The organism is Microbacterium azadirachtae (assembly GCF_025583665.1).
GTDB classification, from domain to species: Bacteria; Actinomycetota; Actinomycetes; order Actinomycetales; family Microbacteriaceae; genus Microbacterium; species Microbacterium azadirachtae.
This window is the reverse complement of sequence record NZ_CP099706.1, coordinates 1,056,518-1,081,828: the sequence shown is the minus strand read 5'-3', so window position 1 is coordinate 1,081,828 and position 25,311 is coordinate 1,056,518. Positions and strand designations below refer to the sequence as shown.

Genomic DNA, 25,311 nt, shown 5'->3' with positions numbered 1-25,311 from the left:
GAGAACCGAAGGAAGGAACACGACATGAGCATCCTCACCCCCGACCGCGTCCGGATCCATCCGGGCTCCGCCACCCAGGAGGAGGCCCTGCAGGAAGCAGCGGCACTCCTGGTCGGCGCGGGCGCGGTGACCCCCGCCTACCTCGACGCCATGCGGCAGCGCGAGCAGACCGTCTCGACGTTCATGGGCAACGGACTCGCCATCCCGCACGGCACGAACGAGGCGAAGGACGAGATCCTCTCCTCCGCGCTGTGCGTGATCCGCTACGACGGCGGCGTGGACTGGGCAGGGGATCCGGTCACCTTCGTGATCGGCATCGCCGGCCGCGGCGACGAGCACCTGGAGATCCTGTCGCAGATCGCGATCCTGTTCTCCGAGGAGGACGACGTCGCCCGTCTCGCCGCCGCAAGATCCGAGGAGGACCTGTTCGCCATGCTGGCGGAGGTGAACGGCTGATGCCCGTCGCGGTGCACTTCGGCGCGGGCAACATCGGCCGCGGCTTCGTCGGCCTGCTGCTGCACGAGGGCGGCTACGAGCTGGTGTTCTCGGACGTGGCCGCCGATCTCGTGAACGCGATCAACGCCGCGCCGGAGTACACCGTGCACGAGGCGGGCCCCGGCGGCGTCGACCGCGTGGTCACCGGCTATCGCGCCGTGGACAGCCGCACCGACCCCGCCGCAGCGGCGGAGGCGGTCGCCACGGCCGACGTCGTCACGACCGCGGTCGGCCCGACCGTGCTGCGGTTCGTGGCGCCGACGATCGTCGCGGGCCTGCGGCTGCGCGACGCGGATCGTCGGCCGCTGCAGATCATGGCGTGCGAGAACGCGATCGGCGCGACCGACCTGCTGCGCGCCGAGATCGCGGGCGCGGCGGGCGAGGACGCGCCCGCGCTCCTCGCCCGCGCGGTCTTCGCGAACACCGCCGTCGACCGGATCGTTCCGGCCCAGGCCCCCGGTCAGGGCGTGGACGTCACCGTCGAGCCCTACTTCGAATGGGCGATCGAGAGCGGGCCGTTCGGCGACGACCCGCCGCACATCCCCGGCGCGCACTTCGTCGCGGATCTCGCGCCATACATCGAGCGCAAGCTGTTCACCGTCAACACGGGGCACGCCGCGACCGCCTACTTCGGCGAGCGCGCCGGCGCGATCACGATCGCAGAGGCGCTGCAGGATCCGGCGACCGCCGCGGCCGTCGAAGCCGCGCTCGAGGAGACCTCGAACGTCCTCTCCGCCGTGCACGGCCTGGATCCGGCGGAGCTGGCCGCGTACCGTGCGAAGATCCTGGACCGGTTCCGCAACCCCCTCCTCCCCGACACGGTGCGGCGGGTCGGGCGCCAGCCGCTGCGCAAGCTCTCGCGGCACGAGCGGTTCATCGGCCCGGCGGCGCAGGCGGCGGAGCGCGGCCTCGGCACGACGGCGCTCGTCGCCGCCGTCGGCGCCGCCCTCTCCTTCGACGCGCCGGAGGACGAGGAGGCCGTGCGGCTGCAGGAGCTGCTGCACACCCTGGACGCCGACGCCTTCACCGCCGAGGTGACCGGCCTCGACGCCGCGCATCCGCTGTTCGCCGCGGTGCGCGACGAGGTCGCCCGTCACCAGGACCGGTAGCAGCGCCTGCGCGGTCCGGGACGGAGCCCGCCGCCGGATACGCTCGGAGCATGGACTTCGCCGCACCCGTGACCCTCGAGAACGACTTCGTGCGGCTGGAGCCGCTCGCCGACACGCACGCCGCAGACCTCGCCGCGGCGACGGCGGGTCTCGAGGACCGGTGGTACACGTCGGTGCCCTCCGCGGCGGGTGTGCCGGCCGAGATCGAGCGGCGCCGAGGGATGAACGCGGAGGGTTCGATGAACCCGTTCGCGATCATCCGCACGGACACCAGGCGCGCCGTCGGGATGACCACGTACTGCGACATCGACCAGCCCAACCGCACGGTCGAGATCGGCTACACGTGGCTGTCGCCGGAGGTGCACGGCACGGCGGTGAACCCTTCGGCCAAGCGCCTGCTGCTCGCCCACGCCTTCGAGACGTGCGGCGCGAACCGCGTTCAGTTCTGCACCCACTTCCACAACCGCCAGTCGCGCGCGGCGATCGAGCGGCTCGGCGCGAAGCTCGACGGGATCCTGCGCAACCACCGGGTCGGCGCCGACGGAGCCCTGCGCGACACCGTGGTCTACTCGATCCTCCCGCACGAGTGGCCCGCGGTCCGCAACGGCCTGGACGCCCGGCTCGACCGGCGTCGCTGAGGACTTCTCCCGTCGTTCTCAGCACCCCGATAGGATCGGGGCACTGCGCGCGGCGACCCGGGTCCGCGCCGACGAGGAGAGCATGACGAGGTCATATGCCGTGATCGGCGCCGGGCCCTCCGGCCTCGCGGTCATGCGCGCCCTTCAGAAGGCGGGCATCGAGGCGACGGGCTTCGAGGCCTCGCACGACGTCGGCGGCCTGTGGGACATCACGAACCCGCGCAGCACGATGTACGCCTCCGCGCACCTCATCTCCTCCCGCACCACGACGGAGTTCGCCGAATTCCCGATGGACAGCGACGTGGACTATCCGGGCCACCGCGTGCTCAAGCGCTACTTCGACGACTACGCGGACGCGTTCGGGCTGCGCGACCGGTTCCGCTTCGACACTCGCGTGGACCGCCTGGAGCGGGACGGAGAGGGCTGGATCCTGCGCGCCACCGCCCGCGATGCGGAGGGGGTCGAGACGGCCGTCGAGGAGCGCTACGACGGCGTCGTCCTCGCGAACGGCACGCTCGCGGAGCCGAACGTCCCCGCCTTCGCGGGTGCGTTCTCGGGCGAGCTCATGCACACCAGCGCATACAAGGATCCGTCCCCGCTCACCGGGCGCCGCGTGCTGATCATCGGAGCCGGGAACTCGGGCTGCGACATCGCCGTCGACGCCGTGCACCACGCCGCGAGCGTGGAGATGAGCGTGCGCCGCGGCTACTACTTCGTGCCCCGCTACCTGTTCGGCCGCCCCAGCGACACCCTCAACCAGGGACGGCCGCTCCCGGCGCGTCTCAAGCAGGCGGTCGACTCCCGGGTGCTCCGGGCGTTCACCGGAGATCCGGTGCGGTTCGGATTCCCGAAGCCCGACTACCGGATCTACGAATCGCATCCGATCGTGAACACCCTGGTGCTGAACCATCTGGGGCAGGGCGATCTGCGCATCCGCGCCGACGTCGAGCGCTTCGACGGTTCGACCGTCCGCTTCCGCGACGGCACGAGCGGCGACTACGACCTCGTGCTGCTGGCCACCGGGTACACGCTGGACTATCCGTTCGTCGACCGCGAGCACCTGAACTGGACGGGCGCCTCGCCGCGGCTGTTCCTCAACGTGTTCCCGCCCTCGTTCAACGGCCTCTTCGTCTGCGGGATGATCGAGGCCAGCGGCATCGGCTGGCAAGGACGGTACGAGCAGGCCGAGCTGGTCGCCGCCTATCTGGCCGCGGTGGAGCAGGATCCGGCGCGCGCCGCACGGTTCCGCGCGCGGGTCGGCGCCCGGGCCTGGCCGGACCTCACCGGCGGCTACCGCTACCTCGGCCTCGCCAGGATGTCCTACTACGTGAACAAGGACGCGTACCGGAACGCCGTGCGCCGCGAGAAGGCGGAGCTCGCCGCTCCCGTCCGGGAGGCGTCATGAACCTCGGTGCCGCGGGCCGCCGGGTGCTGGTCACCGGTGGCGCCGGATTCCTGGGCAGCAGGGTCACCGCCCTGCTCGCGGACCATCCCGACGTCGACGTCGTCCTGTGCGGCGACCTCCGCGAGTCCGACGTGCCGGGAGTGGTGTCGGTGCACGTCGACGTGACGGATCCGCTTGCGCTGCCCGATCTGCTGCGGCTGCACCGCATCGACTCGGTCGTGCACCTGGCCGCGATCGTCAACCCGGGGCGCGATGTGCAGGGCGAGTTCCGGGTCGACGTGCAGGGCTCGTCGAACGTGCTCGCCGCATGCGTCGACGCCGGTGTGCGCCGGCTCGTGGTGTCGAGCTCCGGAGCCGCCTACGGCTACCATCCGGACAACCCGCCGTGGATCGGCGAGGACGACGCCCTGCGCGGCAACGACCAGTTCCCCTACTCGCGGCACAAGCGCATGATCGAGGAGCTGCTCGCCGCGGCGCGGAGCACGCACCCCGCCCTCGAGCAGGTGATCTTCCGGATCGGCACCATCCTCGGTCCCACCGTGCGCAACCAGATCACGGCGCTCTGGGACGCGAAGCGCATCCTGCACATCGCCGGATCCGAATCCCCGTTCGTGTTCGTCTGGGTCGACGATGTCGCCGCCGCCATGGTGCGCGCCGCCGTGGGCGACGGTCCGGCGGGCATCTACAACGTCGCGGGGGACGGCGCGCTGACCGTGCCCGAGATCGCGCGACGGCTGCGCAAGCCGCTCCTCACGGTCCCGGCGCCGCTGCTCGCGATCGCCCTCGCGATCGGGAGCGCCCTGCGGCTGACGGAGCACGGGCCGGAGAAGATCCGCTTCCTGCGCTACCGCCCCGTGCTGCGCAACGACCGCCTCAAGGAGGAGTTCGGCTACGTGCCCCGGCTGACCTCGTCGGAGGCGTTCGAGGAGTACCTGCGGACGCATCCGGTCGTCGTGCGCGCCGACTGATCGGGCCGCGCTCGTCGGTCGGCCGGCGGGCGTCCCGGCGTCAGGGGAGACGCCGCAGCGGAAGGCGCCCGTGCCCCCGCGCTCCCGCGCCGACGGTCAGTGCGATCCTGCTTCGACGAGGATCACGCCGCCGACGATGACGGCCAGGCCGATCGCGGTCATGACCGAGATCCGGTCGTGGAAGAGCACGCGCCCGAGCACCGCGGTGGCGGCGACGCCGAGCGCCGCCCAGACCGCGTACGCGATGCCCACGGGCATGCCGAGCGCGAGCGTCGCCCCCAGCAGGACGTACGACACGAGATATCCGATGACGATCGCGGGGATGTGGCGCCGTCGCCGGAAGCCCTCCGACGCGCGCAGGCTCAGGGTCGCCGTGACCTCCGCGGCGATCGCGCCCAGGAGCAGCAGCACGGTCATCCGGCACTCCCCTGCTCGCCCCGGCCGTGCCGGGTGCCGAGCTCGGCCAGCAGCACGCCCGCGATGATCACGCCGAGGCCGGCGAGCGAGAGCGGGCTCAGCGCCTCGGCGAAGAGCGCCGCTGCGGCGAGGGCGGTGAGCGCCACTCCGATCGCCGACCAGATCCCGTACGCCACGCCCACCGGCATGCCGCGCGTGAGCACCACTCCGAGCAGCCAGAACGAGCCGCCGTAGCCGATCACGACCACGCAGAGCCACCACCAGGATCCGCCGGTCGACACCGCGCGCAGGCTCAGCGTCGCGCTGACCTCCAGCACGATCGCGAGCAGGAGCGGCGGCCAGGCGCTGGGACGGCGCGCAGCCGCCCCCGCCGCATCGTCGGCCGGGACGGGAGGCTCAGCGGAGGACATCGTCGAGCACCGGGTGCAGGTGTCGGGTGCGCAGCACGATCGCCGCCGTCGCGGCGCCTGCGGCGAGGGCGGCGTCGAGCGTGAGCCCCGACAGCGTCGCGTCGAGCACCCCGGCGAAGAAGGCGTCCCCCGCGCCGTTCGTGTCGACGACGTCGACCGGCACGGCGGCCACGCGATGCAGCACGCCGTCGCGATCCACGGCGATCGCGCCTTCGGCGCCGAGCGTGCAGACCGCGAGCACGGCTCCCGCCGCGATGCAGCCGCGCAGGAAGTCCTCCGGATCGTCGAGACGATCCGCGCTGCAGAACACGGTGTCGGCGGCCTCGAGGAACGGCCTGTGGAACGCGGAGGATCCGTCGTAGTCGTGCAGGTCGACCCAGATCGGCGCACCGGTCGCGCGGGACACCTCGATGGCGGCGAGGCCCTCGGCGGAGAGATCCAGCACGATCGCGGCGGCGTCGGACAGGACGGACTCGCCTGCGGCGGGCCCGTCCGGCTCGTCGACGGCCTCGGGGGACGACAGGTACAGCGAGACGCGCTCCCCCGCCCCGGTCATGAGGTTCAGATGCCGCTCGGAGACGTCCGCCGCCCGGAGCCCCTCCAGCGGGAGACCCGCACGCCCGAGCGCATCGCGGATGCGGTGGCCTGCGGCATCGTCGCCGACGCGGGCGCGCAGCGAGACGGCGCGGCCGAGCCCGGCGAGGGCCAGCGCCTTCCCGGCGCTCGTGCCCCCGACGGTCTGCCAGTCGGCCTCGGCGAACTGCATGTGCGGGGCTGGATCGGGAAGCCGATCCAGGAGCACGATCGTGTTCCAGGACACCGCCCCGACGACCGCGACCCGCCCCGCCCCGGGGGCTTCACTCATCGAACCCCTCGGCGATCAGCTCCACGAGCTCCTCGCGCTCCTCGACCGGGAGGAAGGCGCCGGCCGCGGCGTTGAACTGGAACGACTCCAGGTCCTCCAGGTCGTACCCGAAGGAATCGACCAGGAGAGCCATCTCGCGGGTCAGCGACGTCGCGCTCATCGTGCGGTTGTCGACGTTCACCGTGACCGCGAACCCGAGCTGGTACAGCAGGTCGAACGGGTGGTCGGCGAACTCGCTCCCCCACGCCGCGATCGCGCCGGTCTGCAGGTTCGAGGACGGCGACAGCTCGAGCGGGATCTCCCGGTCCCGCACCCAGCGGGCGAGATCGCCGAAGCGCACCTGCACCTCCTCCCCGTCGCGGTTCACGATCTCCAGGTCCTCGGCGATGCGCACGCCATGACCCAGCCGGAGAGCGCGCCCGTCGACGAGCGCGGAGCGGATGGAGTCCGGCCCCGCCGCCTCGCCCGCATGGACGGTGATCGGGAACATCTGCTGCGCGAGGTACTCGAACGTCTCCCGGTAACGCGACGACGGATAGCCCGCCTCCGGACCGGCCGTGTCGAAGCCCACGACGCCCCGGTCGCGGTTCGCGACGGCGAGCTCGGCGATCTCCCGCACCCGGTCCGTCTGCCGCATCGCCGAGAGCAGCTGGCCGACGCGGATGCTCTTGCCGCGGCTCTCCGCCGCGTCCTCCGCCTCGTCGATGCCGTCCTGCACGGCGTCGACCGCCTGCTGCAGCGTGAGCCCGGACGTGAGGTGCAGCTCGGGCGCCCAGCGCACCTCGCCGTAGACGACGCCGTCGCGCACCAGGTCCTCGACGAACTCGCGGGAGATCCGGCGCAGGTTCTCCGCCGTCTGCATCACCGAGAGCGACACGTCGAAGGTCTTCAGATAGTCGACCAGCGATCCGGCCGAGGCCTGCGTGCGGAACCACATCCCGAGCGCCGTGGCGTCGGTGTGCGGCAGCTCGATCCCGGCCGCGTCGGCGAGCTCGATGATCGTGGCGGGACGCACGCCGCCGTCGAGATGATCGTGCAGCGAGACCTTGGGAAGGCTCCGGAGGGACAGGCCCTCGACCTCCAGGTCGCCGTTCGCGTCGATGGGCATGACAGATCCTTCCTCAGCGGTCGATCGATGGGAATCGTCAGGGATGTTCCGAGAGGAACCGGGCGCGGGCGCCGCGCGGACGCCGCGCCCGGAATCAGCCTAGGCGGTGATGCGCTCGCGCACGAGGGGCCCGCGCTCGATCGGCGCGGCGCCGATCTCCCACGCGCCCTCGACCGCCTCGAGCGCGCGTTCGAACCGCGCCGCGTCGTCGGCGGACAGCGTGAACACGGGATCCCCCGCGCGCACGGCGTCGCCGGGCTTCACGTGCAGGTCGATGCCGGCGGCGAACACCACCGCGTCCTCGGCGCGGGCGCGTCCGGCGCCCAGACGCCAGGCGCCGATGCCGAAGGGCAGCGCATCCATGCGCGTGATGAAGCCGTCCGCTCCGGCGGTGACGGTGTGCGTCTCCCGCGCGACGGGGAGCGCGGCATCGGGGTCGCCGTCCTGCGCACGGATCATGGCCTTCCAGGAGTCCATGGCACGACCGTCGTCGAGCGCCTTCTCGACGTCCGCGTCCGGCTGACCGCTGAGCGCGAGCATCTCCCGGGCGAGCGCGAGCGTGAGCTCCCGCACATCCGCAGGCCCGCCGCCGGCGAGCACCTCGACCGACTCGCGCACCTCGTTCGCGTTGCCGATCGCGAGACCCAGCGGCACGTTCATGTCGGTGAGCAGCGCCGTCGTGGACACGCCGGAGTCGGTGCCGAGCGCGACCATGGTGCGGGCGAGCTCACGCGCGCGGTCGATGTCCTGCATGAAGGCACCGGATCCGAACTTCACGTCCAGCACGAGGGCGTCGGTGCCCTCGGCGATCTTCTTGGACATGATGCTCGACGCGATCAGCGGGATCGCCTCGACCGTGCCGGTGACGTCGCGCAGGGCGTAGAGCTTCTTGTCGGCCGGGGCGAGACCGGATCCGGCCGCGCAGATCACTGCTCCGACATCGCCCTTCAGCTGGGCGAACATCTCCTCGTTGCTCAGGGCGGCGCGCCAGCCGGGGATCGACTCGAGCTTGTCGAGCGTGCCTCCGGTGTGGCCGAGGCCGCGACCGCTCAGCTGCGGAACCGCGACGCCGAAGCTCGCGACCAGCGGCGCCAGGGGCAGCGTGATCTTGTCTCCCACGCCGCCGGTGGAGTGCTTGTCGACGGTGCGCTTGCCGAGGGCGGCGAAGCTCATCCGCTCCCCCGACGAGATCATCGCATCGGTGAGGACGCGGATCTCGTCCCGCTCCATGCCGCGCTGGAACACGGCCATCGCGAACGACGCCATCTGCGGGTCGGTGACGTAGCCGCGCGTGTACGCGTCGACCATCCAGCGCAGCGCCGGCTCCGGCACCGCACCGCCGTCGCGCTTGGCGCGGATCACATCGACGGCGTCAAAGGGCTCAACACTCAACGGACGTTCTCCAGATCTCTCGGCCCGAACGCATCGGGCAGCACTTCGTCGATGGTCCTGATGCCGGAGACGGTCTCCAGCAGCATCCCGGGCGCGGAGTGCTCGTAGAGCAGCTGCCGGCACCGCCCGCACGGCATGATCGTCTCGCCCTCGCCGTTCACGCACAGGAAGGCGACCAGGCGCCCTCCACCCGACATGAACAGGTCGCCCACCATCGCGCACTCGGCGCACAGGGTCACGCCGTACGAGGCGTTCTCGACATTGCAGCCGGCGACGATCCGCCCGTCGTCGACGAGCGCGGCGGCGCCCACCCGGTAGTGCGAGTACGGCGCGTAGGCCTTGCGCTGAGCCTCGTCTGCGACGCGGCGCAGCTCATCCCAGTCGATGTCCACGAGAACCTCCTAGGACTTGATGTACGGCTTGCCGTCGGCGGCGGGCGCCTTGATCTGGCCGACGAAGCCGACGACCGCGAGGATCGTCACCACGTACGGCAGCATCAGCATGAACTCGCCGGGGATCGGCGTGCGCAGCACGGCGAGCAGGTTCTGCAGGTTGGTCGCGAAGCCGAACAGCAGCGCGGCGAGCGCGGCGCGCACCGGGTCCCAGCGACCGAAGATCACGGCCGCGAGCGCGATGAAGCCGAGCCCCGCGGTCATGTCCTTCGTGAACTGCGGCACCGAGACGAGCGTGAAGTACGCGCCGCCGATGCCGGCGATCGCGCCCGCGAGCTGGAGGTTCCAGAACCGCGTCGGGTTCACCTTGATGCCCACGGTGTCGGCGGCGTGCGGGTGCTCGCCGACGGCGCGCACGCGCAGGCCCCAGCGGGTGCGGTACATGCCCCAGGCCACCAGCGCCACCACGACGTACATCAGGTAGACGAGGAACGTCTGATTGAACAGGGCAGGGCCGATCACGGGGATGTCGCCCAGGATCGGGATCTTGATCAGCGAGAACCGGGTGGGGCTGTTCAGGGCCTGCGCGTTCGGAGCGAGGACGCCCTGATACAGGAAGCCGGTCAGACCCGACGCGAAGACGTTCAGCACGACGCCGACGATGACCTGGTCGACGAGGTACTTGATCGCGAAGGCGCCGAGCACGAGCGAGATAAGGATGCCGCCGAACATCGCGCCGATGAGGCCGACGAACGGGTTGTGCGTGAGGGAGCCGAGGATCGTCGCGGTGAAGGCGCCGAGGAGGAACTGCCCCTCGATCGCCACGTTCACGACGCCCGCGCGCTCGCCGATCACTCCGGCCAGGGCGCCGAAGACGAGCGGCACGGCGAGGGAGATGGATCCGCCGAGCAGCCCGGCGAGCGTGATCGCGCCGGCGGCGCCCGCGCCCGCCCAGGTCAGGAACGCCGTCATCGCCAGCACCGCGTACACGATCGGCACCCACAGGGGGATCTTCCGGTACTGCAGCGCGGCGATCAGGGCCAGCACGCCGAGCGCGACCGCGATCGCCCAGGTGATCCAGAGCACCGGGCCCGCGGGCACCGCGATGTCGCCCAGGCGGATCACCGCGCTCGCCTCGGAAAGCCGGAACGTGGTGGTGCCGTAGCGCGGCACGAACAGGAACAGCAGGCCGAGCAGCGCTACGATCGCGAGCAGCGTGATCGGGACCTTCAGCGAGCGGACCTTGACGACGGTCGGCGCGTCGAGCACGGGTGCCGAGGAGAGGGAGGTGCTCATGCTGCCGCCGCCTTCGTGTCGGAGGAATCGGAGTTCTTGGCCGCCCTGCGCGCGATCCGCGCCTTGGAGCGCTGCGAGCGCTCCGAGTCGTCCTTGGGCAGGAAGAAGATGGTCCGGATCAGCGGGGGCGCCGCGATGAACAGCACGATGAGCGACTGCACCACGAGCACGATATCGACCGGGATCGACTGCAGCGCCTGCATCGGGAAGGAACCGGCCTTGAGCGCGCCGAACAGCAGACCCGCCCAGAACGTGCCCCATGCGCGGCTGCGTCCGAGCAGGGCGACGGTGATGGCCGTGAACCCGATGCCCGCATCGATGCCGCCGTCGAAGCCGCTCGTGATCGTGCTCTGGATCTGGAACATGCCGGCCAGGCCCGCCAGGCCGCCGGAGAACAGCATCGCGTAGATGTACACGCGCGGGACGCTGATGCCCGCGGCGCGGGCTGCGCTGGGGTTCTCGCCCACGGCGCGCATCCGGAAGCCGAGTCCGGAGCGCTCGACGAGCCACCACACGAACAGCGTCGCGAGGATCACGATCGGGAAGCCCCAGTCGATCAGGTCGAGGCCGGGCAGCTTCGGCAGCACCGCGCTCGGCGGCGTGGGCCGGGTGATCGGCTGGATCTGGCCGGGACGCTGCAGCAGCTGCGGCACCTGCACCATCCACGTCACGAAGTAGAACGCGACGTAGTTGAGCATGATCGTGAGGATGACCTCGTGAGCGCCGGTGCGGGCCTTGAGCAGGCCCACGAGCCCGCCCCAGAGCGCACCGGCCGCGATGCCGACGATGAGCGTGAGCGGGATCTGGATGAGCGCGGGCAGGTTCAGCTGGAACGTCACGAGAGCCGCGGCCGCGCAGGCGATCAGCATCTGGCCGCGGGCGCCGATGTTGAACAGGCCGACGCGGAACGCCACCGCGATGCCGAGACCGGCGGCGATGAGCGGCGCGGCGAACCCGATCGTGTTGCCCAGCGGCTTCACGGCCGACCAGAAGTCGGAGGCGCCGAAGTCGATGATCGATCCGTTGAACAGCGCGGAGTACGCGCCGATCACGGCGCTCCATGCGGCACCCAGCGTGTCGGTGGGCCGGGCGAAGAAGTAGCCCGCCGCGGTCTGCACATCGGGGTTGGTGACGGCGATCAGCACGCCGCCGACGATCAGCGCGAGGAGGATGGCCAGCACCGTGGTGACCGCGCTGCCGCGCAGGATCTCCCGGAGCACGCGGTTCGAGACCGGGATCTCCTGGATGTTGCGCGTCATCGGGGGCTGCGGTGCGGGCGCCGCGGGTCCGCCGTCCGCGCTGGGCGCGGGCTCGGGTGCGGGCGTGCCGGAGGTCGGCGCGGACTCGGTGCTCATGCGGGTGCCTCCGTGGGGTTCTCGCCGGCCATCATCAGGCCGAGCACGTCGCGCGGGGTGTCCCCCGGGACGATGCCGACGATGCGGCCGCGGTACATGACCGCGATGCGGTCGGCGAGGGCGGTGACCTCGTCCAGTTCGGTCGACACCACGATCACCGGGATCCCGGAGTCGCGGGTCTCGACGATGCGCTTGTGGATGAACTCGATGGATCCGACGTCCACGCCGCGGGTGGGCTGCGAGGCGAGCAGCAGCTTGAGGTCGCGGTTGAGCTCGCGCGCGATCACGACCTTCTGCTGGTTGCCGCCCGAGAGGGATCCCGCGGCCTGGCCCGGTCCCTGCGTGCGGATGTCGAACTCCGCGATGCGCTCCTTCGCGAACGTGTCGAGCACGCCGCGCATGATGGTCCCGAAACGGGTGAAGGCGGGGTCGTCCGAGCGGTCGAGGATGAGGTTCTCCGCGACGGAGAAGGCGCCCACGAGTCCGTCCTCGTTGCGGTCCTCCGGGACGAACCCGACACCGGCGTCGAGCACCTGGTGCACGTTGCGGCCGATCAGCTCGACGCCGTCCAGCGAGATGGACCCGGTCGAGCGCGCACCCAGGCCCATGATCGCCTCGGCCAGCTCGGTCTGCCCGTTGCCCTGCACGCCGGCGACCGCGAGCACCTCGCCCGGGCGCACCTCGAAGCTGATGTCGTCGACCACGACGACGCCGTCCGGCGCGATCACGCGCAGGTCCTTCACGCGCAGGCCGCCCTCGCCGATCCTGGGCGGGTCCTTGTGCACCGTCAGCTCGACCGCGCGTCCGACCATCATCGACGCGAGCTCGGTGTTCGAGGACTTCGGGTCGGCCTCGCCGACCACCCGGCCCAGGCGGATCACGGTGATCTTGTCCGCGATCGCGCGCACCTCGCGCAGCTTGTGCGTGATGAACACGATCGCCGTGCCCTCGTCGCGCAGCTGCTTCATGATCTCCATGAGCTCGTCGGTCTCCTGCGGCGTGAGCACCGCGGTCGGCTCGTCGAACACGAGCACCTTGGCGTCACGGCTCAGGGCCTTGATGATCTCCACGCGCTGCTGCACGCCGACCGGCAGATCCCCCACGATCGCGTCGGGGTCGACCTCGAAGCCGAACCGCGAGGCGACCTCGCGGACGTGCTCGCGCGCGGCGGCGATGTCGAGCACGCCGAAGGCCTTGGACTGCTCGTGCCCGAGCATCACGTTCTCGGCGACCGTGAACACCGGGATGAGCATGAAGTGCTGGTGCACCATGCCGATGCCGGCGGCCATCGCGTCGCCGGGGCCGCGGAAGTGCTGCGGAACGCCGTCGAGCAGGATCTCGCCCTCGTCGGCCTGGTAGAGGCCGTAGAGCACGTTCATCAGCGTCGACTTGCCGGCGCCGTTCTCGCCCAGGAGTGCGTGGATCTCGCCGGGTTCGACGACCACGTCGATGTGGTCGTTGGCGACCAGGGATCCGAAGCGCTTGGTGATGCCGCGGAGCTCGAGCTTCATAACTGTGACCCTATCCGGGAAGGGGGGACTCAAGAAGAGCGCGGGGCGCCGGATCCCGCCGTCGCGCCGGTCGGCGACGACGGCGGGATCGGAGCGCCCCGCGTCAGAGGGGGATTACTTCGGGGAGGCGGCCGATTCGACCTTGATGTCACCCTTGATGATCTTGTCCTGCAGAGCCTTCAGCTCGTCGGTCAGACCCTTGGGGAGCTTGCTCTCGAAGTCGTGGAACGAGGACAGACCCACGCCGTTGTTCTCCAGCGTGCCGACGTACGGGGTCGGGTCGAAGCTGCCCTTGGCGGCGTCGAGGACGGTGGTGTTGACCGCGTCGTCGATGCGCTTCATGACCGAGACCAGGATCTGGTCGGCGACGGAGGGGTCGGCCACGGCGAGGTCGGAGTCGACGCCGAGCATGACCGTCTTCTTGCCGCTGTCCTTGATCGCGGCGCTGGCCGACAGGTAGATCGGACCGCCGACGGGGAAGATCACGTCGACGCCCTGACCCAGGATCGAGTTCGCGGTCTGCTTGGCGGTGTCGTTCGCGGCGAAGGCGCCGGTGAACGAGCCGTCCTGCGCGGCCTTGTCCCAGCCGACCGAGGCCACGGAGGTGCCCTTGTCCTCGTCGTACTTCTTGACGCCGTCGACGAAGCCGTCCATGAAGATCGTCACCGGCGGGATCTTCATGCCGCCGAAGGTGCCGACCTTGTTGCCGCCCTCCTGAGCGGACCATGCCGCCGCGGCGTAGCCGCCGAGGTAGGCCGCCTGAGCGGTGTCGAAGAGGATCGGCTTGATGTTCGGCGCGTCGGGCTTGCCGTCGCCGTTCTTGTCGGCCAGCGAGTCGATGATGCCGAAGTTGACCTTCGGGTTCGCGATCGCGGCATCCGCGATCGCCGCATCGAGCTTGAAGCCGACGCCGACGATCATCGTGCACTTGCCGGCGATGAGCGAGTCGATGTTGCTCTTGTAGTCGTTGTCCGACTTCGACTCGACCTCGAGGGCCTTGACGCCGAGCGTCTTGGCCGCCTTGTCCATGCCGATCTTGGCCGACTCGTTGAAGGACTTGTCGTTGAAGCCTCCGCTGTCGGAGACGAGGCAGGGCTTGAAGTTCGCGTCGGCCGGCTTCGCGCCGCCGGTCGAGCTGGCCGGAGCAGGAGCGGAGCCGCAGCCTGCGAGGGCGACGATGACACCGGCAGCGACGGTCGCGCCGATCAGCTTCTTGGTGAGGGAGATGGTCACTCGGGCCTCCAGAAAACGAGCCCGCGGCCATCGCGGGTCACTTGAAAGTTACCGACTGTGACGAAGATCGGGCATCCTCGTCCGTGTCGCTGGAGTCAATGGTTACAAACATGAGATCACATGCGCTCGTCTTTGCTCACATGAGCAGACGGGTAGGGCGTCCCCCGCTTTCGTGCACTGCCGTGCGCATCTGCAGGTGACCGTGGCGGCGTCAGAGCACGTCGCCACGTCCGTTGAGCTTGAGCGACTCGACCACGCCCTTCACCCGCTGCGCATGCTCGGTCGTGGTCACGAGAAGTGCGTCGGGGGTGTCCACGACGACGATGTCCTGCACGCCCACGAGGCTGATCACCCGGGACGTCTGGCTCACCAGGATCCCGCTGGCCGCATCCGAGAGCACGCGCGCGGACGGGCCCAGCACGGCGAGGTCGTTCTTGCGCCCGTTGAGGATGAGCTTGGTGAGCGAGGCGAAGTCGCCCACGTCGTCCCAGTCGAAGTGACCGGGCACCACGGCCAGGCGTCCGTGCTCCGCGGCCGGCTCGGCGACCGCGTAGTCGATCGCGATCTTCGGCAGCGCGGGCCACACCCGATCCACGACCGGGCCGCGGCGCTCCCGGTCGTCCCATGCCTCGGCCAGCTCGAGCAGGCCGGCGTGCAGGGCGGGCTGGTGCTGCGCGAGCTCCGCGAGGAGCACGTCGGCCCGGCTGATGAACATGCCGGCGTTCCAGAGGTAGTTCCGGTCCTCGTAGTAGGTCTTGGCGGTCGCCAGGTCCGGCTTCTCCACGAAGCGCTCCACGAGCGACGCCTCGCGCACCCCGTCGACCTCCAGCTCCTCCCCCTGCTGGATGTATCCGAAGCCCACCGCGGGCTCGGTCGGCGTGATGCCGATCGTCACGATGTAGCCCTGCCGCGCGACCTCGACCGCGTCGCGCACGGCGAACTCGAACTTGCGCGTGCTGCGGATGACGTGATCGGCGCTGAAGGAGCCGATGATCACATCGGGATCGCGGCGGTGCAGGATCGCGGCGGCCAGCCCGATCGCCGCCGCGGACTCCCGCGGCTCCGATTCGAGGAACACGTTCTTGTCGGGGATGCCGGGCAGCTGCGCCTCGACCGCGGCGCGATGCGCGCGCCCGGTGACGACCGCGATGCGGTCGTGCCCGGCGAGCGGCTCGATCCGGTCCCACGTGTCGCGCAGCAGCGACTGCCCGGATCCGGTCAGGTCGTGCAGGAACTTGGGCGCATCGGCGCGCGACAGCGGCCACAGCCGGCTTCCGATGCCCCCGGCGGGGATGACGGCGTAGAAGTCGGGGATCGGCTCGCGCATGGCTTCAGGGTATCGGTGCCCCCCATCGGCGCGTCGGAGGATGCGGGGAACGATCGCGGATGTGCATCGTCACGATCGCAGAACCGCATCGCGCTAAGGGTCCCCTTCGTCGCTCCCAGCGAGCTGACAGGAATAGGATGTGGGAGATCGGACGCCTGCGCGCCTCGATCCGCCGCTTAGATCAGGGAGGACGACTGTGTCCGCAAGCACGCGCTTGACACCTTCGATTGCGGAAACCACGTCCAAGACGCCGCGCGGCACCCTCTACCGAGGGCGCGAAGGCATGTGGTCGTGGGTTCTGCATCGCATCACCGGAATCGCCATCTTCTTCTTCCTCCTGGTGCACGTGCTCGACACGTCGCTCATCCGGGTGTCGCCGGAGGCCTACAACGCGGTCCTCGGCACGTACAAGAACCCGATCATGGGGCTGGGCGAGACGGTCCTCGTCGCCGCGATCGTGTTCCACGCGCTGAACGGGCTGCGGATCATCCTGGTCGACGTCTGGTCCAAGGGCGCCCGGTACCAGAGGCAGATGTTCTGGTGCGTGATCGGGGTGTGGGCCGTGCTCATGCTCGGCTTCGCACCGCGCCACCTGATCAACGTGTTCTCGAACGTGGGAGGTGGGCACTGATGGCCGCCGACGTCTTCACCACCCAGCACCTCGCCGCTCCGCGCCGCAACAAGGGCGTGAACCTCGAGAAGTGGGGCTGGATCTACATGCGCGTCTCGGGCGTCGTGCTCGTCGTGCTGATCTTCGGCCACCTCTTCGTGAACCTCATGCTGGGCGAGGGCATCCACGCCCTCGACTTCGCCTTCGTCGCCGGAAAGTACGCCACGCCGTTCTGGCAGTGGTGGGACGTGCTGATGCTGTGGCTCGCGCTGATCCACGGTGCGAACGGCATGCGCACGGTCGTCAACGACTACGTCGGCCACGCCGGCGTGCGCAAGACCCTCCTCGTCGTGCTGGGGCTCGCGGCCGCGCTGCTGATCCTCCTCGGCACCCTGGTCGTCTTCACGTTCGACCCGTGCAACGGCGTGTTCGAGAACGGCGCCATGTGGGACACCTGCAAGGCGCTGGGCAAGTAGCCCCGCGACACCGGCGACACACGCTCCCCCGCCGCAGCGGCGACAAAGCTCAGAGAATAGGCAGAACCAGTGACCACTGAGACCCAGGATTCCGTCGTCAAGAACGGCGTGCACCACCACCAGTTCGACATCGTGATCGTCGGCGCCGGCGGCGCCGGCATGCGCGCGGCGATCGAGGCCGGCCCCGGCGCGAAGACCGCGGTGATCTCGAAGCTCTACCCGACGCGCTCCCACACGGGTGCGGCGCAGGGCGGCATGGCCGCCGCGCTCGCGAACGTCGAGGAGGACAGCTGGGAGTGGCACACCTTCGACACCGTCAAGGGCGGCGACTACCTCGTCGACCAGGACGCGGCGGAGATCCTCGCCAAGGAGGCCATCGACGCGGTCATCGACCTCGAGAACATGGGCCTGCCGTTCAACCGCACGCCCGAGGGCAAGATCGACCAGCGCCGCTTCGGCGGCCACACCGCCGAGCACGGCAAGACCCCGGTCCGCCGCGCCTGCTACGCCGCCGACCGCACCGGCCACATGATCCTGCAGACGCTGTTCCAGAACTGCGTCAAGCTCGGCATCAACTTCTTCAACGAGTTCTACGTGCTCGACCTCATCACGGTGAAGGACGAGGCGGGCAAGACCGGCATCGCCGGCGTCGTGGCCTACGACCTCTCCACCGGCGAGCTGCACGTCTTCCACGCCAAGGCCGTGATCTTCGCGACCGGCGGTTTCGGCAAGATCTTCAAGACCACCTCCAACGCGCACACCCTCACCGGTGACGGCGTCGGCATCGTGTGGCGCAAGGGCCTGCCGCTGGAGGACCTCGAGTTCTTCCAGTTCCACCCGACCGGGCTCGCCGGTCTCGGCATCCTGCTGACCGAGGGCGCCCGCGGTGAGGGTGCGATCCTGCGCAACGCCTCCGGCGAGCGGTTCATGGAGCGCTACGCCCCCACCATCAAGGACCTCGCACCGCGCGACATCGTGGCGCGCTGCATGGTGCAGGAGGTCGCGGAGGGCCGCGGCGCCGGGCCGCACAAGGACTACGTGCTGCTGGACTGCACCCACCTGGGTGCCGAGGTGCTGGAGACCAAGCTCCCGGACATCACCGAGTTCGCGCGCACCTACCTGGGCGTCGACCCGGTCGTCGAGCCGGTTCCCGTGATGCCGACCGCGCACTACGCGATGGGCGGCATCCCCACCAACAACAACGGCGAGGTGCTCGCCGACAACGACACGATCGTGCCCGGGCTGTACGCGGCCGGCGAGTGCGCGTGCGTCTCGGTGCACGGCGCCAACCGCCTCGGCACCAACTCGCTGCTGGACATCAACGTGTTCGGCAAGCGCTCGGGCCGCAACGCGGTCGAGTACGTCAAGACCGCCGACTTCCTCCCCCTCCCCGAGGCTCCGGAGACCGCGGTCAAGGAGATGCTCGAGGGCCTGCGCAACAACACCGGCACGGAGCGCATCGCCGTGCTGCGCAAGAAGCTGCAGGAGGAGATGGACAAGGGCGCGCAGGTGTTCCGCACGCACGACTCCCTCCAGCACGTGCTCGGCGTGATCGCGGAGCTGCGCGAGCGCTACAAGAACGTGCACGTCGACGACAAGGGGCACCGGTTCAACACCGACCTGCTCGAGGCCGTGGAGCTGGGCTTCCTCCTCGACATCGCCGAGGTCGTCGTCTACGCCGCGCAGAACCGCGAGGAGAGCCGCGGCGGCCACATGCGCGACGACTTCCCGAAGCGCGACGACGAGAACTACATGCAGCACACGATGGCCTACCTGACCGGCGACCCCCACTCGTCCACGCCGAGCGATCACATCAAGCTCGACTGGAAGCCGGTCGTGTTCACGAAGAACGAGCAGGGCGAGTTGAACTACCCGCCGATGGAGAGGAAGTACTGATGTCCGCCCAGGTCGTGGAGGAAGTCGTCACCGAGACCGTCGTCGAGGACACCGGCGTGCAGTCCTTCCTGGTCACGTTCAACATCCGCCGCTTCGACCCCGAGGTCGACAGCGAGCCGCACTGGGTCGATTACGACGTGGAGCTCTACTCCACGGACCGCGTGCTCGACGCGCTGCACAAGATCAAGTGGGAGGTCGACGGGTCGCTCACCTTCCGCCGCTCCTGTGCGCACGGCATCTGCGGATCCGACGCGATGCGCATCAACGGCCGCAACCGCCTCGCCTGCAAGACGCTGATCAAGGACCTGGACATCTCCAAGCCGATCTACGTCGAGGCGATCAAGGGCCTGCCGCTCGAGAAGGATCTCGTGGTCGACATGGATCCGTTCTTCGCCGCCTACCGCGATATCAAGCCGTTCCTCCTCGCCAAGAGCGAGCCGGAGAAGGGCAAGGAGCGCGTGCAGTCGATCGCCGACCGCGCCGTCTTCGACGACACCACCAAGTGCATCCTCTGCGCCGCGTGCACCTCGTCGTGCCCCGTGTTCTGGACCGACGGGCAGTACTTCGGTCCCGCCGCGATCGTGAACGCGCACCGCTTCATCTTCGACTCCCGCGACGACGGCGCCGACGTGCGCCTGGACATCCTCAACGACAAGGAGGGCGTCTGGCGCTGCCGCACGACCTTCAACTGCACCGAGGCGTGCCCGCGCGGCATCGAGGTCACCAAGGCGATCGCCGAGGTCAAGCAGGCGGTCCTTCGCGGTCGCCCCTGAGACCAGGTCCTGAGACCGTCGAACGGTCCGAGAGGCGCCATCCCCGCAGCGGGGTGGCGCCTCTTCCCGTTCGCGGGCGAGCGCGGCAGGACGAGGGCCGGCGGTCGCTAGGGTGAAGGCGTGGCGGAATCCGATTCTGAGCTGAGAGCGCGGCTCGAGGCGCCGATCGAGCGCGCCGCCGCGCTCACCCGCCGCACGATGCAGGCGTTCCCGATCAGGGTCTGGCGCCGGTTCCTGCAGCGCAACGGCTTCCTGCTCTCGGCGGGCATGAGCTACCAGGGGCTCTTCGCCGTGTTCGGCCTGCTCTACATCGGCTTCGCCTCGGCCGGGCTCTGGCTCGGCGGAAGCGCGCGGGCGATCGCCCTGCTCACCGCGATCGCCAACAGCTACATCCCCGGCATCATCAGCGATCACGGCCTCGTCCATCCCGAGGACGTGCAGGCGCTCGCCTCCGAGGCCAGCGGCGTGCTCAGCGTCACGGGCATCGTGGCCGCCGCGGTCGTCGCCTGGACCGGCATCACGGCGGTCACCTTCACCCGGCGGGCCGTGCGCGACATCTTCGGCCTGCCCTACGACAGCCGCAGCTTCGTGCTGCTGAAGCTGCGCGACGGCGTGGCCGGGATCCTGTTCGGTCTGGCCCTGCTGGTCGGATCCGTCCTCGGCTTCGTCGGGGTGTGGGCGCTGCGCCAGATGCTCGACCTGCTGGGGTGGCAGCTCGGCGCCGCAGTGTTCGACTTGCTGACGCGCGCGGCATCGGTCGTGGTCATGTTCGCGCTCGACTCTGCGGCGATCGCGCTGCTGGTCCGCTTCCTCACGGGCACGCGGCTCGCCTGGCGCACGATCCTGCCCGGCTCGATGCTCGGCGGCGGCGCGGTGGTGGTGCTGCAGCTCGGCGCGGGCCTGCTGCTCGCGCACACGCCCGGCAACCCGCTGCTCGCGACGTTCGCCGTGGTCGTGGCCATGCTGCTGTGGTGCCGCTGGGTGGCGGTCGTGATCCTGGTCGCCGCCGCATGGATCGCGCTGACCGCGGAAGACCGCGACCAGCCGCTGCAGGAGGTCGACGAGGACGCCGCTCGGCGCGCCGAGCTCGCCGCCCTCTCGCTCGCGGCCGAGGTGCGCCTGCGACGCGCGGAGCAGGAGTACGACGCCGCACCCTGGTGGCGCCGTCGATCGGCCGCCAGGGCCGTGCGCGCGGCGCGCGAGGAGTGGGGCGACGCGCTCGCCGACGAGGCCGCTGCCGCTCCTCCCCCGGCGGACGAAGAAGGCCTGCTCCGCCTGCTGCTCGAGGGTCCGCGACGCGGCGACGCCGGCCCTGCGGCGGCGGACGGCGATGTCGGAGGCGCTCGTTAGGCTGGATCCATGCCCCACCTGCGTATCGCCACGGTCAACGTCAACGGGATCCGCGCCGCGGTCCGCAACGGAATGCACGGCTGGCTCGACGACGCAGAGGTCGACGTGCTGACCCTGCAGGAGGTGCGCGCCCAGGACGAGCACCTCGAGGCCGCGTTCCCCGGCTGGTCGATCCTGCACGACGAGGCCACCGCGAAGGGCCGCGCCGGCGTCGCCGTGCTGAGCCGCGAGCCCGCGCTCGCCTCGCGGACCGCGTTCGGGCCCGACGAGTTCGACTCCAAGGGGCGCTGGCTCGAGGCCGACTTCGCGCTCGGCGGCACTCCCCTCACGGTGGTCAGCGCCTACGTGCACAGCGGGGAGGCAGACAGCCCGAAGCAGGACGAGAAGTGGAAGTTCCTCGACGCGATGACCGTCCGCATGGGCGAGCTCGGCGCCGACGGAGCCCTGGCGCTGGTGACGGGCGACCTGAACGTCGGTCACCGCCCCCTCGACATCCTGAACTGGAAGGGGAACGTCAAGAAGGCCGGCTTCCTCGCCCGTGAACGGGCCTATTTCGACCGATTCCTCGGAGCCGCGGGCGAACCGGCGATCGGTCAGGAGGGCGTCGGCCGCGGAATGGTGGGCCAGCTCAGCGACACGCGCCCCTTCGTCACGGAGGGTGATGGCAAGGGGCTCGGCTGGGTCGACGTCGGGCGCGCTGCAGCCGGCGAGGTCCCCGGTCCGTACACCTGGTGGACGATGCGCGGCCAGGCCTTCGACAACGACTCCGGCTGGCGGATCGACTACCACCTCGCCACGGCGCCCCTCGCGGCACGGGCGACGAACTACCGCGTCGCCCGGGCCGCCACGTACGCCGAGCGGTGGAGCGACCACACGCCGGTCATCGTCGACTACACGTACTGACCGAGGCTGCGGTCGGGGGGCTGTGTGCCGTCCCCGTAGGATTGGTTCGTGACCAAGCCCCGCCTCTACTCCGGAATGCAGCCCTCCGCCGACTCCCTCCAGGCCGGCAACTACATCGGGGCGCTCCTGCAGTGGCGGGACCTGCAGAACTCCTACGACGCGTTCTTCTCCGTCGTCGACCTGCACGCGATCACCGTGCCGCAGGATCCCGCCGAGCTGCGCGAGAAGACCCGTCGCACCGCGGCGCAGTACATCGCCGCCGGCATCGAGCCCTCGCAGTCCACGCTGTACGTGCAGTCGCATGTGCGCGCCCACGCCGAGCTGGCCTGGATCCTCAGCACCATCACCGGCTTCGGCGAGGCCGGCCGGATGACGCAGTTCAAGGACAAGTCCTCGCGCTTCGGCGCCGACGCGACCTCGGTCGGGCTCTTCACCTACCCGGTGCTGATGGCCGCGGACATCCTGCTGTATCAGACCGACGTCGTGCCGGTGGGCGACGACCAGAAGCAGCACGTCGAGCTGACGCGCGACCTCGCGGAGCGCTTCAACTCGCGCTTCGGAGAGACGTTCGTGGTGCCGATCCCCGTGATCCAGAAGGACACGGCGCGCATCTACGACCTGCAGAACCCGACGTCGAAGATGTCGAAGTCGGCCGAGTCCGACGCGGGCGTGCTGTGGCTGCTGGACGATCCGGCGAAGTCGGCGAAGAAGGTCATGCGCGCCGTGACCGACAACGAGGGCTCGGTGCGCTACGACCGCGAGAACAAGCCCGGCGTCTCCAACCTGCTCACGATCTACGCGGCCCTCACCGGCCGCCAGATCGCGTCGATCGAGGACGAGTACGCGGGACGCGGCTACGGCGACTTCAAGAAGGGCCTCGCCGAGGTCGTCGTGAACGAGTTCGGCCCGGTGCGTGAGCGCGCGAACGAGCTGCTCGCCGATCCGGCGGAACTGGACCGGATCCTCGCGGCCAACGCCGCCCGTGCCGACGAGGTCGCCGACAAGACCCTCGCCGACGTGTACGACCGGGTCGGACTGCTCCGCCGCGTCTGAGCCCGGTGCCGTGGGTTGCACACCCGCGAACCGACGCAACGCAGGAGATTCCGCTCCCCTCGGGCGATCCGGGGCCCTTCGGTGCCGATTATCCTGCGTTCTGTCTCTCCGCCTCAGCGGCGAAGGGCCAGAAGAGCCCGGACGGCATCCGTGAGCACGCGGGGCGTGGTGAGGACCATGCTGGCGGTGGGCCGGATGCAGACATGCCCTCGTGCAGCGAGCGCGAGGTCGCGCCATCGATCCCGCTCCTGCGGGGCCCACCCGGAGAGGGAGCGGTCCAGCGGAATCCCGAACGCGTCGACGTCAGCCATACGGCGATCGTTCCCGTGCGCGCACCGACATGGAGGCGCCCTCACGTGATCGGTGGACAACTGCTCCGTGGCCTGATCTGTGCAGGAGGTCCTGGTCAGCGGCCCCGCGCGAACACAACGCAGGAGATCAGGTCCCTGCCCGGACTCATCCGGGAGTTGGACCCCTTTTCTCCTGCGTTGTGTACGCGGGTGGTCGGGACAGCCACCAGGGGAGCCGGCGGCGGGGCCTAGGCTGGGCCGATGGAACCGGTCGAGCTGCGCACACCCCGCCTGATCCTGCACGCCCCGACGTCCGCCGATGTCGACGCGATCACGACGGCGTGCCAGGATCCGGAGATCCCGCGGTGGACCACAGTGCCGAGCCCCTACGTCCGCGCCGACGCCGAGGACTTCGTCCGCCTCATCGGCGAGTGGTGGGAGGACGGATCCGAGACCGTGTGGGCGGCATACGCCGACGGCGAGCTCGTCGCATCCATCGGCCTGCACCACATCGTCGATCACCCGACCGGCGACGATGCCGAGCTCGGCTACTGGGTCGCCGCGCCGGCGCGCGGCCGCGGGTACCTCACCGAGGCGGCCCGTGCCGTCATCGACTGGGGGTTCGCCGAGCTGGGCCTGGCCCGCATCCGGTGGCGCGCGGTGGTCGGCAACGTCCCCTCGGCGCGGAGCGCCCGGGCGCTCGGGTTCCGCTATGAGGGTCTCCTGCGCCAGGGACTGGCCGGTCCGCGCGGGCGGGACGACGGATGGAGCGGCGGGCTGCTGCGCACCGACGACCGCACGCCGGTGGACTGGCCGATCGACCTCGGCTGACCGGCCGCGGTCCCGGTCGGCGGCCCCGATGTCGTCCTCCGGTGGCAGGATGTTCCCATGCCGGAGATGCCAGAGGTGCAAGGGCTGGTCGACTTCCTCGCCGAGCGCGCGGTCGGGCTGAAGGTCACGCGCGCGTCCGTGTCGGCGATCTCCGCGCTCAAGACCTACGACCCGCCGGTGACGGCGCTGCCCGGGTCCACTGTCCGCGCGGCGACGCGGCATGGCAAGTACCTGGATCTGACGCTGGAGAGCGCCGCGGAGCCGGGGCTGCACCTCGTGTTCCACCTCGCCAAGGCCGGCTGGCTGCGCTGGTACGACGCCCTGCCGACCACGCTGATCCGGCCCGGGAAGTCTCCGATCGCGCTGCGCGTGGCGTTCGACGACGGCAGCGGGTTCGACCTCACCGAGGCCGGCACGAAGAAGTCCCTCGCCGTGTACGTCGTGCGGGATCCGGCCGAGGTCCCCGGAATCGCCCGGCTCGGGCCGGATCCGCTGGACCCGGCGTTCACCCGTGACGCGTTCGCCGCGCTGCTCGAGGGCAGGCGCACGCAGATCAAGGGGCTGCTGCGCGACCAGGGCGTGATCGGCGGCATCGGCAACGCCTACTCCGACGAGATCCTGCACGCCGCCCGGATGTCGCCGTACGCGCCCGCCGGAGGCCTCGGCGACGACGACGTGACGCGGCTGTACGACGCGATGCAGACCACGCTGCGCGAGGCCGTCGCCGCCGCGAGCGGCAAGCCGCCGGCCGACCTCAAGGACGCGAAGAGGCGCGGCATGCAGGTGCACGCCCGCCGGGGCGAGGCCTGTCCCGTCTGCGGCGACACGGTGCGCAGCGTGTTCTTCGCCGACCGCTCGCTCGAGTACTGCCCCACCTGTCAGACCGGCGGCAAGGTGCTCGCGGACCGGCGACTGTCCCGGCTGCTGAAGTAGCCGACCGCGACATGGGACGTCATAGATGCATCCGCCGGAATGAAACCGGAACCGGCGCGTTGACTAAGCTGAGAGCAACACAACGTGCTCCGGGGTCGGTGAGAATCCGAACCGGCGGTGACAGTCCGCGAACCGAGGATCCGACCGGGATCCGAGGCCGATCCGGTGGAATTCCGGGACCGACGGTGATGCGAGCGAGAGCTTGCGAGTCCGGATGAGAGGAAGCACGCACGATCGTCGTGCGCCCGACCCCGACTCCCTGAACAAGGACGAAG

The 25,311-nt window shown here is 70.3% G+C and carries 26 protein-coding genes and 1 riboswitch; of the genes, 14 read left to right on the top strand and 12 right to left on the bottom strand.

What is annotated here, in order from left to right; all coding sequences use genetic code 11:
• Nucleotides 1-24: 24 nt before the first annotated feature.
• From NFX31_RS05075 to NFX31_RS05055, 5 genes are all read left to right on the top strand, one after another.
• Nucleotides 25-456, top strand: coding sequence for a PTS mannitol transporter subunit IIA (locus NFX31_RS05075; protein ID WP_262956925.1), 432 nt, complete (start codon nt 25-27; stop codon nt 454-456).
• Nucleotides 456-1,604 (top strand): mannitol-1-phosphate 5-dehydrogenase, encoded by a 1,149-nt coding sequence (locus NFX31_RS05070; protein ID WP_262956924.1) that lies wholly within the window; start codon nt 456-458, stop codon nt 1,602-1,604. Before NFX31_RS05075 ends, NFX31_RS05070 begins: the two co-directional genes overlap by 1 nt.
• 50 nt (nt 1,605-1,654) lie before the next feature.
• The gene (locus tag NFX31_RS05065) at nt 1,655-2,242 is read left to right on the top strand and encodes a GNAT family N-acetyltransferase (RefSeq protein ID WP_262956923.1); all 588 of its coding nucleotides are present in this window, start codon (nt 1,655-1,657) and stop codon (nt 2,240-2,242) included.
• Nucleotides 2,243-2,324: 82 nt separating this feature from the next.
• On the top strand, nt 2,325-3,647 hold the full coding sequence (locus NFX31_RS05060; protein WP_262956922.1) for a flavin-containing monooxygenase: 1,323 nt from the start codon (nt 2,325-2,327) through the stop codon (nt 3,645-3,647).
• Complete coding sequence (locus NFX31_RS05055) at nt 3,644-4,615, top strand: NAD-dependent epimerase/dehydratase family protein (RefSeq protein ID WP_262956921.1); 972 nt, start codon at nt 3,644-3,646, stop codon at nt 4,613-4,615. Before NFX31_RS05060 ends, NFX31_RS05055 begins: the two co-directional genes overlap by 4 nt.
• A gap of 96 nt (nt 4,616-4,711) precedes the next feature.
• Here NFX31_RS05055 and NFX31_RS05050 read toward each other — a convergent pair whose 3' ends face one another.
• From NFX31_RS05050 to NFX31_RS05000, 11 genes are all read right to left on the bottom strand, one after another.
• Nucleotides 4,712-5,032 (bottom strand): DMT family transporter, encoded by a 321-nt coding sequence (locus NFX31_RS05050; protein ID WP_045251338.1) that lies wholly within the window; start codon nt 5,030-5,032, stop codon nt 4,712-4,714.
• Complete coding sequence (locus tag NFX31_RS05045; RefSeq protein WP_091480854.1) at nt 5,029-5,442, bottom strand: DMT family transporter; 414 nt, start codon at nt 5,440-5,442, stop codon at nt 5,029-5,031. The genes NFX31_RS05050 and NFX31_RS05045 overlap by 4 nt, the downstream gene beginning before the upstream one ends.
• Nucleotides 5,429-6,307, bottom strand: coding sequence for a carbohydrate kinase family protein (locus tag NFX31_RS05040; RefSeq protein ID WP_262956920.1), 879 nt, complete (start codon nt 6,305-6,307; stop codon nt 5,429-5,431). The genes NFX31_RS05045 and NFX31_RS05040 overlap by 14 nt, the downstream gene beginning before the upstream one ends.
• Entirely contained in the window at nt 6,300-7,415 is a 1,116-nt protein-coding gene (locus tag NFX31_RS05035; RefSeq protein ID WP_045251336.1) for an adenosine deaminase, read from the bottom strand. Before NFX31_RS05035 ends, NFX31_RS05040 begins: the two co-directional genes overlap by 8 nt.
• 99 nt (nt 7,416-7,514) lie before the next feature.
• Complete coding sequence (locus NFX31_RS05030; protein WP_045251335.1) at nt 7,515-8,807, bottom strand: thymidine phosphorylase; 1,293 nt, start codon at nt 8,805-8,807, stop codon at nt 7,515-7,517.
• Nucleotides 8,804-9,199 carry a cytidine deaminase gene (locus NFX31_RS05025; RefSeq protein ID WP_045251334.1) on the bottom strand — a complete coding sequence of 132 codons (396 nt, stop codon included), beginning with the start codon at nt 9,197-9,199 and terminating at the stop codon, nt 8,804-8,806. Before NFX31_RS05025 ends, NFX31_RS05030 begins: the two co-directional genes overlap by 4 nt.
• Before the next feature lie 9 nt (nt 9,200-9,208).
• Nucleotides 9,209-10,495, bottom strand: coding sequence for an ABC transporter permease (locus NFX31_RS05020; protein WP_045251333.1), 1,287 nt, complete (start codon nt 10,493-10,495; stop codon nt 9,209-9,211).
• Complete coding sequence (locus NFX31_RS05015) at nt 10,492-11,850, bottom strand: ABC transporter permease (protein WP_045251332.1); 1,359 nt, start codon at nt 11,848-11,850, stop codon at nt 10,492-10,494. The genes NFX31_RS05020 and NFX31_RS05015 overlap by 4 nt, the downstream gene beginning before the upstream one ends.
• A complete protein-coding gene (locus tag NFX31_RS05010) occupies nt 11,847-13,361 on the bottom strand; it encodes an ABC transporter ATP-binding protein (RefSeq protein ID WP_045251331.1) in 1,515 nt (504 codons plus the stop codon). Before NFX31_RS05010 ends, NFX31_RS05015 begins: the two co-directional genes overlap by 4 nt.
• A 114-nt stretch (nt 13,362-13,475) precedes the next feature.
• Entirely contained in the window at nt 13,476-14,594 is a 1,119-nt protein-coding gene (locus NFX31_RS05005) for a BMP family lipoprotein (protein ID WP_045251330.1), read from the bottom strand.
• A 211-nt stretch (nt 14,595-14,805) separates the two neighbouring features.
• A complete protein-coding gene (locus tag NFX31_RS05000) occupies nt 14,806-15,921 on the bottom strand; it encodes a mannose-1-phosphate guanylyltransferase (protein WP_045251329.1) in 1,116 nt (371 codons plus the stop codon).
• A 196-nt stretch (nt 15,922-16,117) separates the two neighbouring features.
• Here NFX31_RS05000 and sdhC point away from each other — a divergent pair, with 196 nt between their 5' ends.
• The 7 genes from sdhC (at nt 16,118) to trpS (ending at nt 22,982) form a co-directional block, all read left to right on the top strand.
• On the top strand, nt 16,118-16,552 hold the full coding sequence (sdhC, locus tag NFX31_RS04995) for a succinate dehydrogenase, cytochrome b556 subunit (RefSeq protein WP_082072389.1): 435 nt from the start codon (nt 16,118-16,120) through the stop codon (nt 16,550-16,552).
• The gene (locus tag NFX31_RS04990; RefSeq protein WP_045251327.1) at nt 16,552-17,007 is read left to right on the top strand and encodes a succinate dehydrogenase hydrophobic membrane anchor subunit; all 456 of its coding nucleotides are present in this window, start codon (nt 16,552-16,554) and stop codon (nt 17,005-17,007) included. The genes sdhC and NFX31_RS04990 overlap by 1 nt, the downstream gene beginning before the upstream one ends.
• Nucleotides 17,008-17,076: 69 nt before the next feature.
• A complete protein-coding gene (gene sdhA / locus NFX31_RS04985; protein WP_045251326.1) occupies nt 17,077-18,903 on the top strand; it encodes a succinate dehydrogenase flavoprotein subunit in 1,827 nt (608 codons plus the stop codon).
• Entirely contained in the window at nt 18,903-19,676 is a 774-nt protein-coding gene (locus NFX31_RS04980; protein ID WP_045251325.1) for a succinate dehydrogenase iron-sulfur subunit, read from the top strand. The genes sdhA and NFX31_RS04980 overlap by 1 nt, the downstream gene beginning before the upstream one ends.
• A gap of 120 nt (nt 19,677-19,796) precedes the next feature.
• Entirely contained in the window at nt 19,797-21,026 is a 1,230-nt protein-coding gene (locus NFX31_RS04975; protein WP_045251324.1) for a YihY/virulence factor BrkB family protein, read from the top strand.
• A gap of 9 nt (nt 21,027-21,035) precedes the next feature.
• A complete protein-coding gene (locus NFX31_RS04970; protein WP_262956919.1) occupies nt 21,036-21,929 on the top strand; it encodes an exodeoxyribonuclease III in 894 nt (297 codons plus the stop codon).
• A gap of 75 nt (nt 21,930-22,004) precedes the next feature.
• Nucleotides 22,005-22,982: a tryptophan--tRNA ligase gene (gene trpS, locus NFX31_RS04965; protein WP_245763041.1), complete on the top strand. Its 978-nt coding sequence runs from the start codon at nt 22,005-22,007 to the stop codon at nt 22,980-22,982.
• Nucleotides 22,983-23,095: 113 nt separating this feature from the next.
• Here trpS and NFX31_RS04960 read toward each other — a convergent pair whose 3' ends face one another.
• Nucleotides 23,096-23,293: a hypothetical protein gene (locus NFX31_RS04960; protein WP_045251322.1), complete on the bottom strand. Its 198-nt coding sequence runs from the start codon at nt 23,291-23,293 to the stop codon at nt 23,096-23,098.
• Between the two features lie 240 nt (nt 23,294-23,533).
• On the opposite strand from NFX31_RS04960, the gene NFX31_RS04955 reads away from it, so the two are divergent.
• Together NFX31_RS04955 and NFX31_RS04950 are read left to right on the top strand one after the other, a co-directional pair.
• Nucleotides 23,534-24,103, top strand: coding sequence for a GNAT family N-acetyltransferase (locus NFX31_RS04955; protein WP_262956918.1), 570 nt, complete (start codon nt 23,534-23,536; stop codon nt 24,101-24,103).
• 57 nt (nt 24,104-24,160) lie between these two features.
• Nucleotides 24,161-25,036, top strand: a complete 876-nt coding sequence (locus tag NFX31_RS04950) for an Fpg/Nei family DNA glycosylase (RefSeq protein ID WP_045251320.1) — start codon at nt 24,161-24,163, stop codon at nt 25,034-25,036.
• 81 nt (nt 25,037-25,117) lie between these two features.
• A riboswitch (FMN riboswitch) is annotated at nt 25,118-25,267 on the top strand.
• The last annotated feature ends 44 nt before the right edge of the window (nt 25,268-25,311 follow it).

Coding starts and splice junctions, on each gene's coding strand:
- NFX31_RS04980 (WP_045251325.1), top strand. CDS start 18,903: ATGTCCGCCCAGGTCGTGGAGGAAGTCGTCACCGAGACCGTCGTCGAG.
- NFX31_RS05010 (WP_045251331.1), bottom strand. CDS start 13,361: ATGAAGCTCGAGCTCCGCGGCATCACCAAGCGCTTCGGATCCCTGGTC.
- NFX31_RS05065 (WP_262956923.1), top strand. CDS start 1,655: ATGGACTTCGCCGCACCCGTGACCCTCGAGAACGACTTCGTGCGGCTG.
- NFX31_RS05075 (WP_262956925.1), top strand. CDS start 25: ATGAGCATCCTCACCCCCGACCGCGTCCGGATCCATCCGGGCTCCGCC.
- NFX31_RS04970 (WP_262956919.1), top strand. CDS start 21,036: ATGCCCCACCTGCGTATCGCCACGGTCAACGTCAACGGGATCCGCGCC.
- NFX31_RS05060 (WP_262956922.1), top strand. CDS start 2,325: ATGACGAGGTCATATGCCGTGATCGGCGCCGGGCCCTCCGGCCTCGCG.
- NFX31_RS05000 (WP_045251329.1), bottom strand. CDS start 15,921: ATGCGCGAGCCGATCCCCGACTTCTACGCCGTCATCCCCGCCGGGGGC.
- NFX31_RS05020 (WP_045251333.1), bottom strand. CDS start 10,495: ATGAGCACCTCCCTCTCCTCGGCACCCGTGCTCGACGCGCCGACCGTC.
- NFX31_RS05050 (WP_045251338.1), bottom strand. CDS start 5,032: ATGACCGTGCTGCTGCTCCTGGGCGCGATCGCCGCGGAGGTCACGGCG.
- NFX31_RS04990 (WP_045251327.1), top strand. CDS start 16,552: ATGGCCGCCGACGTCTTCACCACCCAGCACCTCGCCGCTCCGCGCCGC.
- NFX31_RS05040 (WP_262956920.1), bottom strand. CDS start 6,307: ATGAGTGAAGCCCCCGGGGCGGGGCGGGTCGCGGTCGTCGGGGCGGTG.
- NFX31_RS04955 (WP_262956918.1), top strand. CDS start 23,534: ATGGAACCGGTCGAGCTGCGCACACCCCGCCTGATCCTGCACGCCCCG.
- NFX31_RS05070 (WP_262956924.1), top strand. CDS start 456: ATGCCCGTCGCGGTGCACTTCGGCGCGGGCAACATCGGCCGCGGCTTC.
- NFX31_RS05035 (WP_045251336.1), bottom strand. CDS start 7,415: ATGCCCATCGACGCGAACGGCGACCTGGAGGTCGAGGGCCTGTCCCTC.
- trpS (WP_245763041.1), top strand. CDS start 22,005: ATGCAGCCCTCCGCCGACTCCCTCCAGGCCGGCAACTACATCGGGGCG.
- NFX31_RS05015 (WP_045251332.1), bottom strand. CDS start 11,850: ATGAGCACCGAGTCCGCGCCGACCTCCGGCACGCCCGCACCCGAGCCC.
- NFX31_RS04960 (WP_045251322.1), bottom strand. CDS start 23,293: ATGGCTGACGTCGACGCGTTCGGGATTCCGCTGGACCGCTCCCTCTCC.
- NFX31_RS04950 (WP_045251320.1), top strand. CDS start 24,161: ATGCCGGAGATGCCAGAGGTGCAAGGGCTGGTCGACTTCCTCGCCGAG.
- NFX31_RS05055 (WP_262956921.1), top strand. CDS start 3,644: ATGAACCTCGGTGCCGCGGGCCGCCGGGTGCTGGTCACCGGTGGCGCC.
- NFX31_RS05045 (WP_091480854.1), bottom strand. CDS start 5,442: ATGTCCTCCGCTGAGCCTCCCGTCCCGGCCGACGATGCGGCGGGGGCG.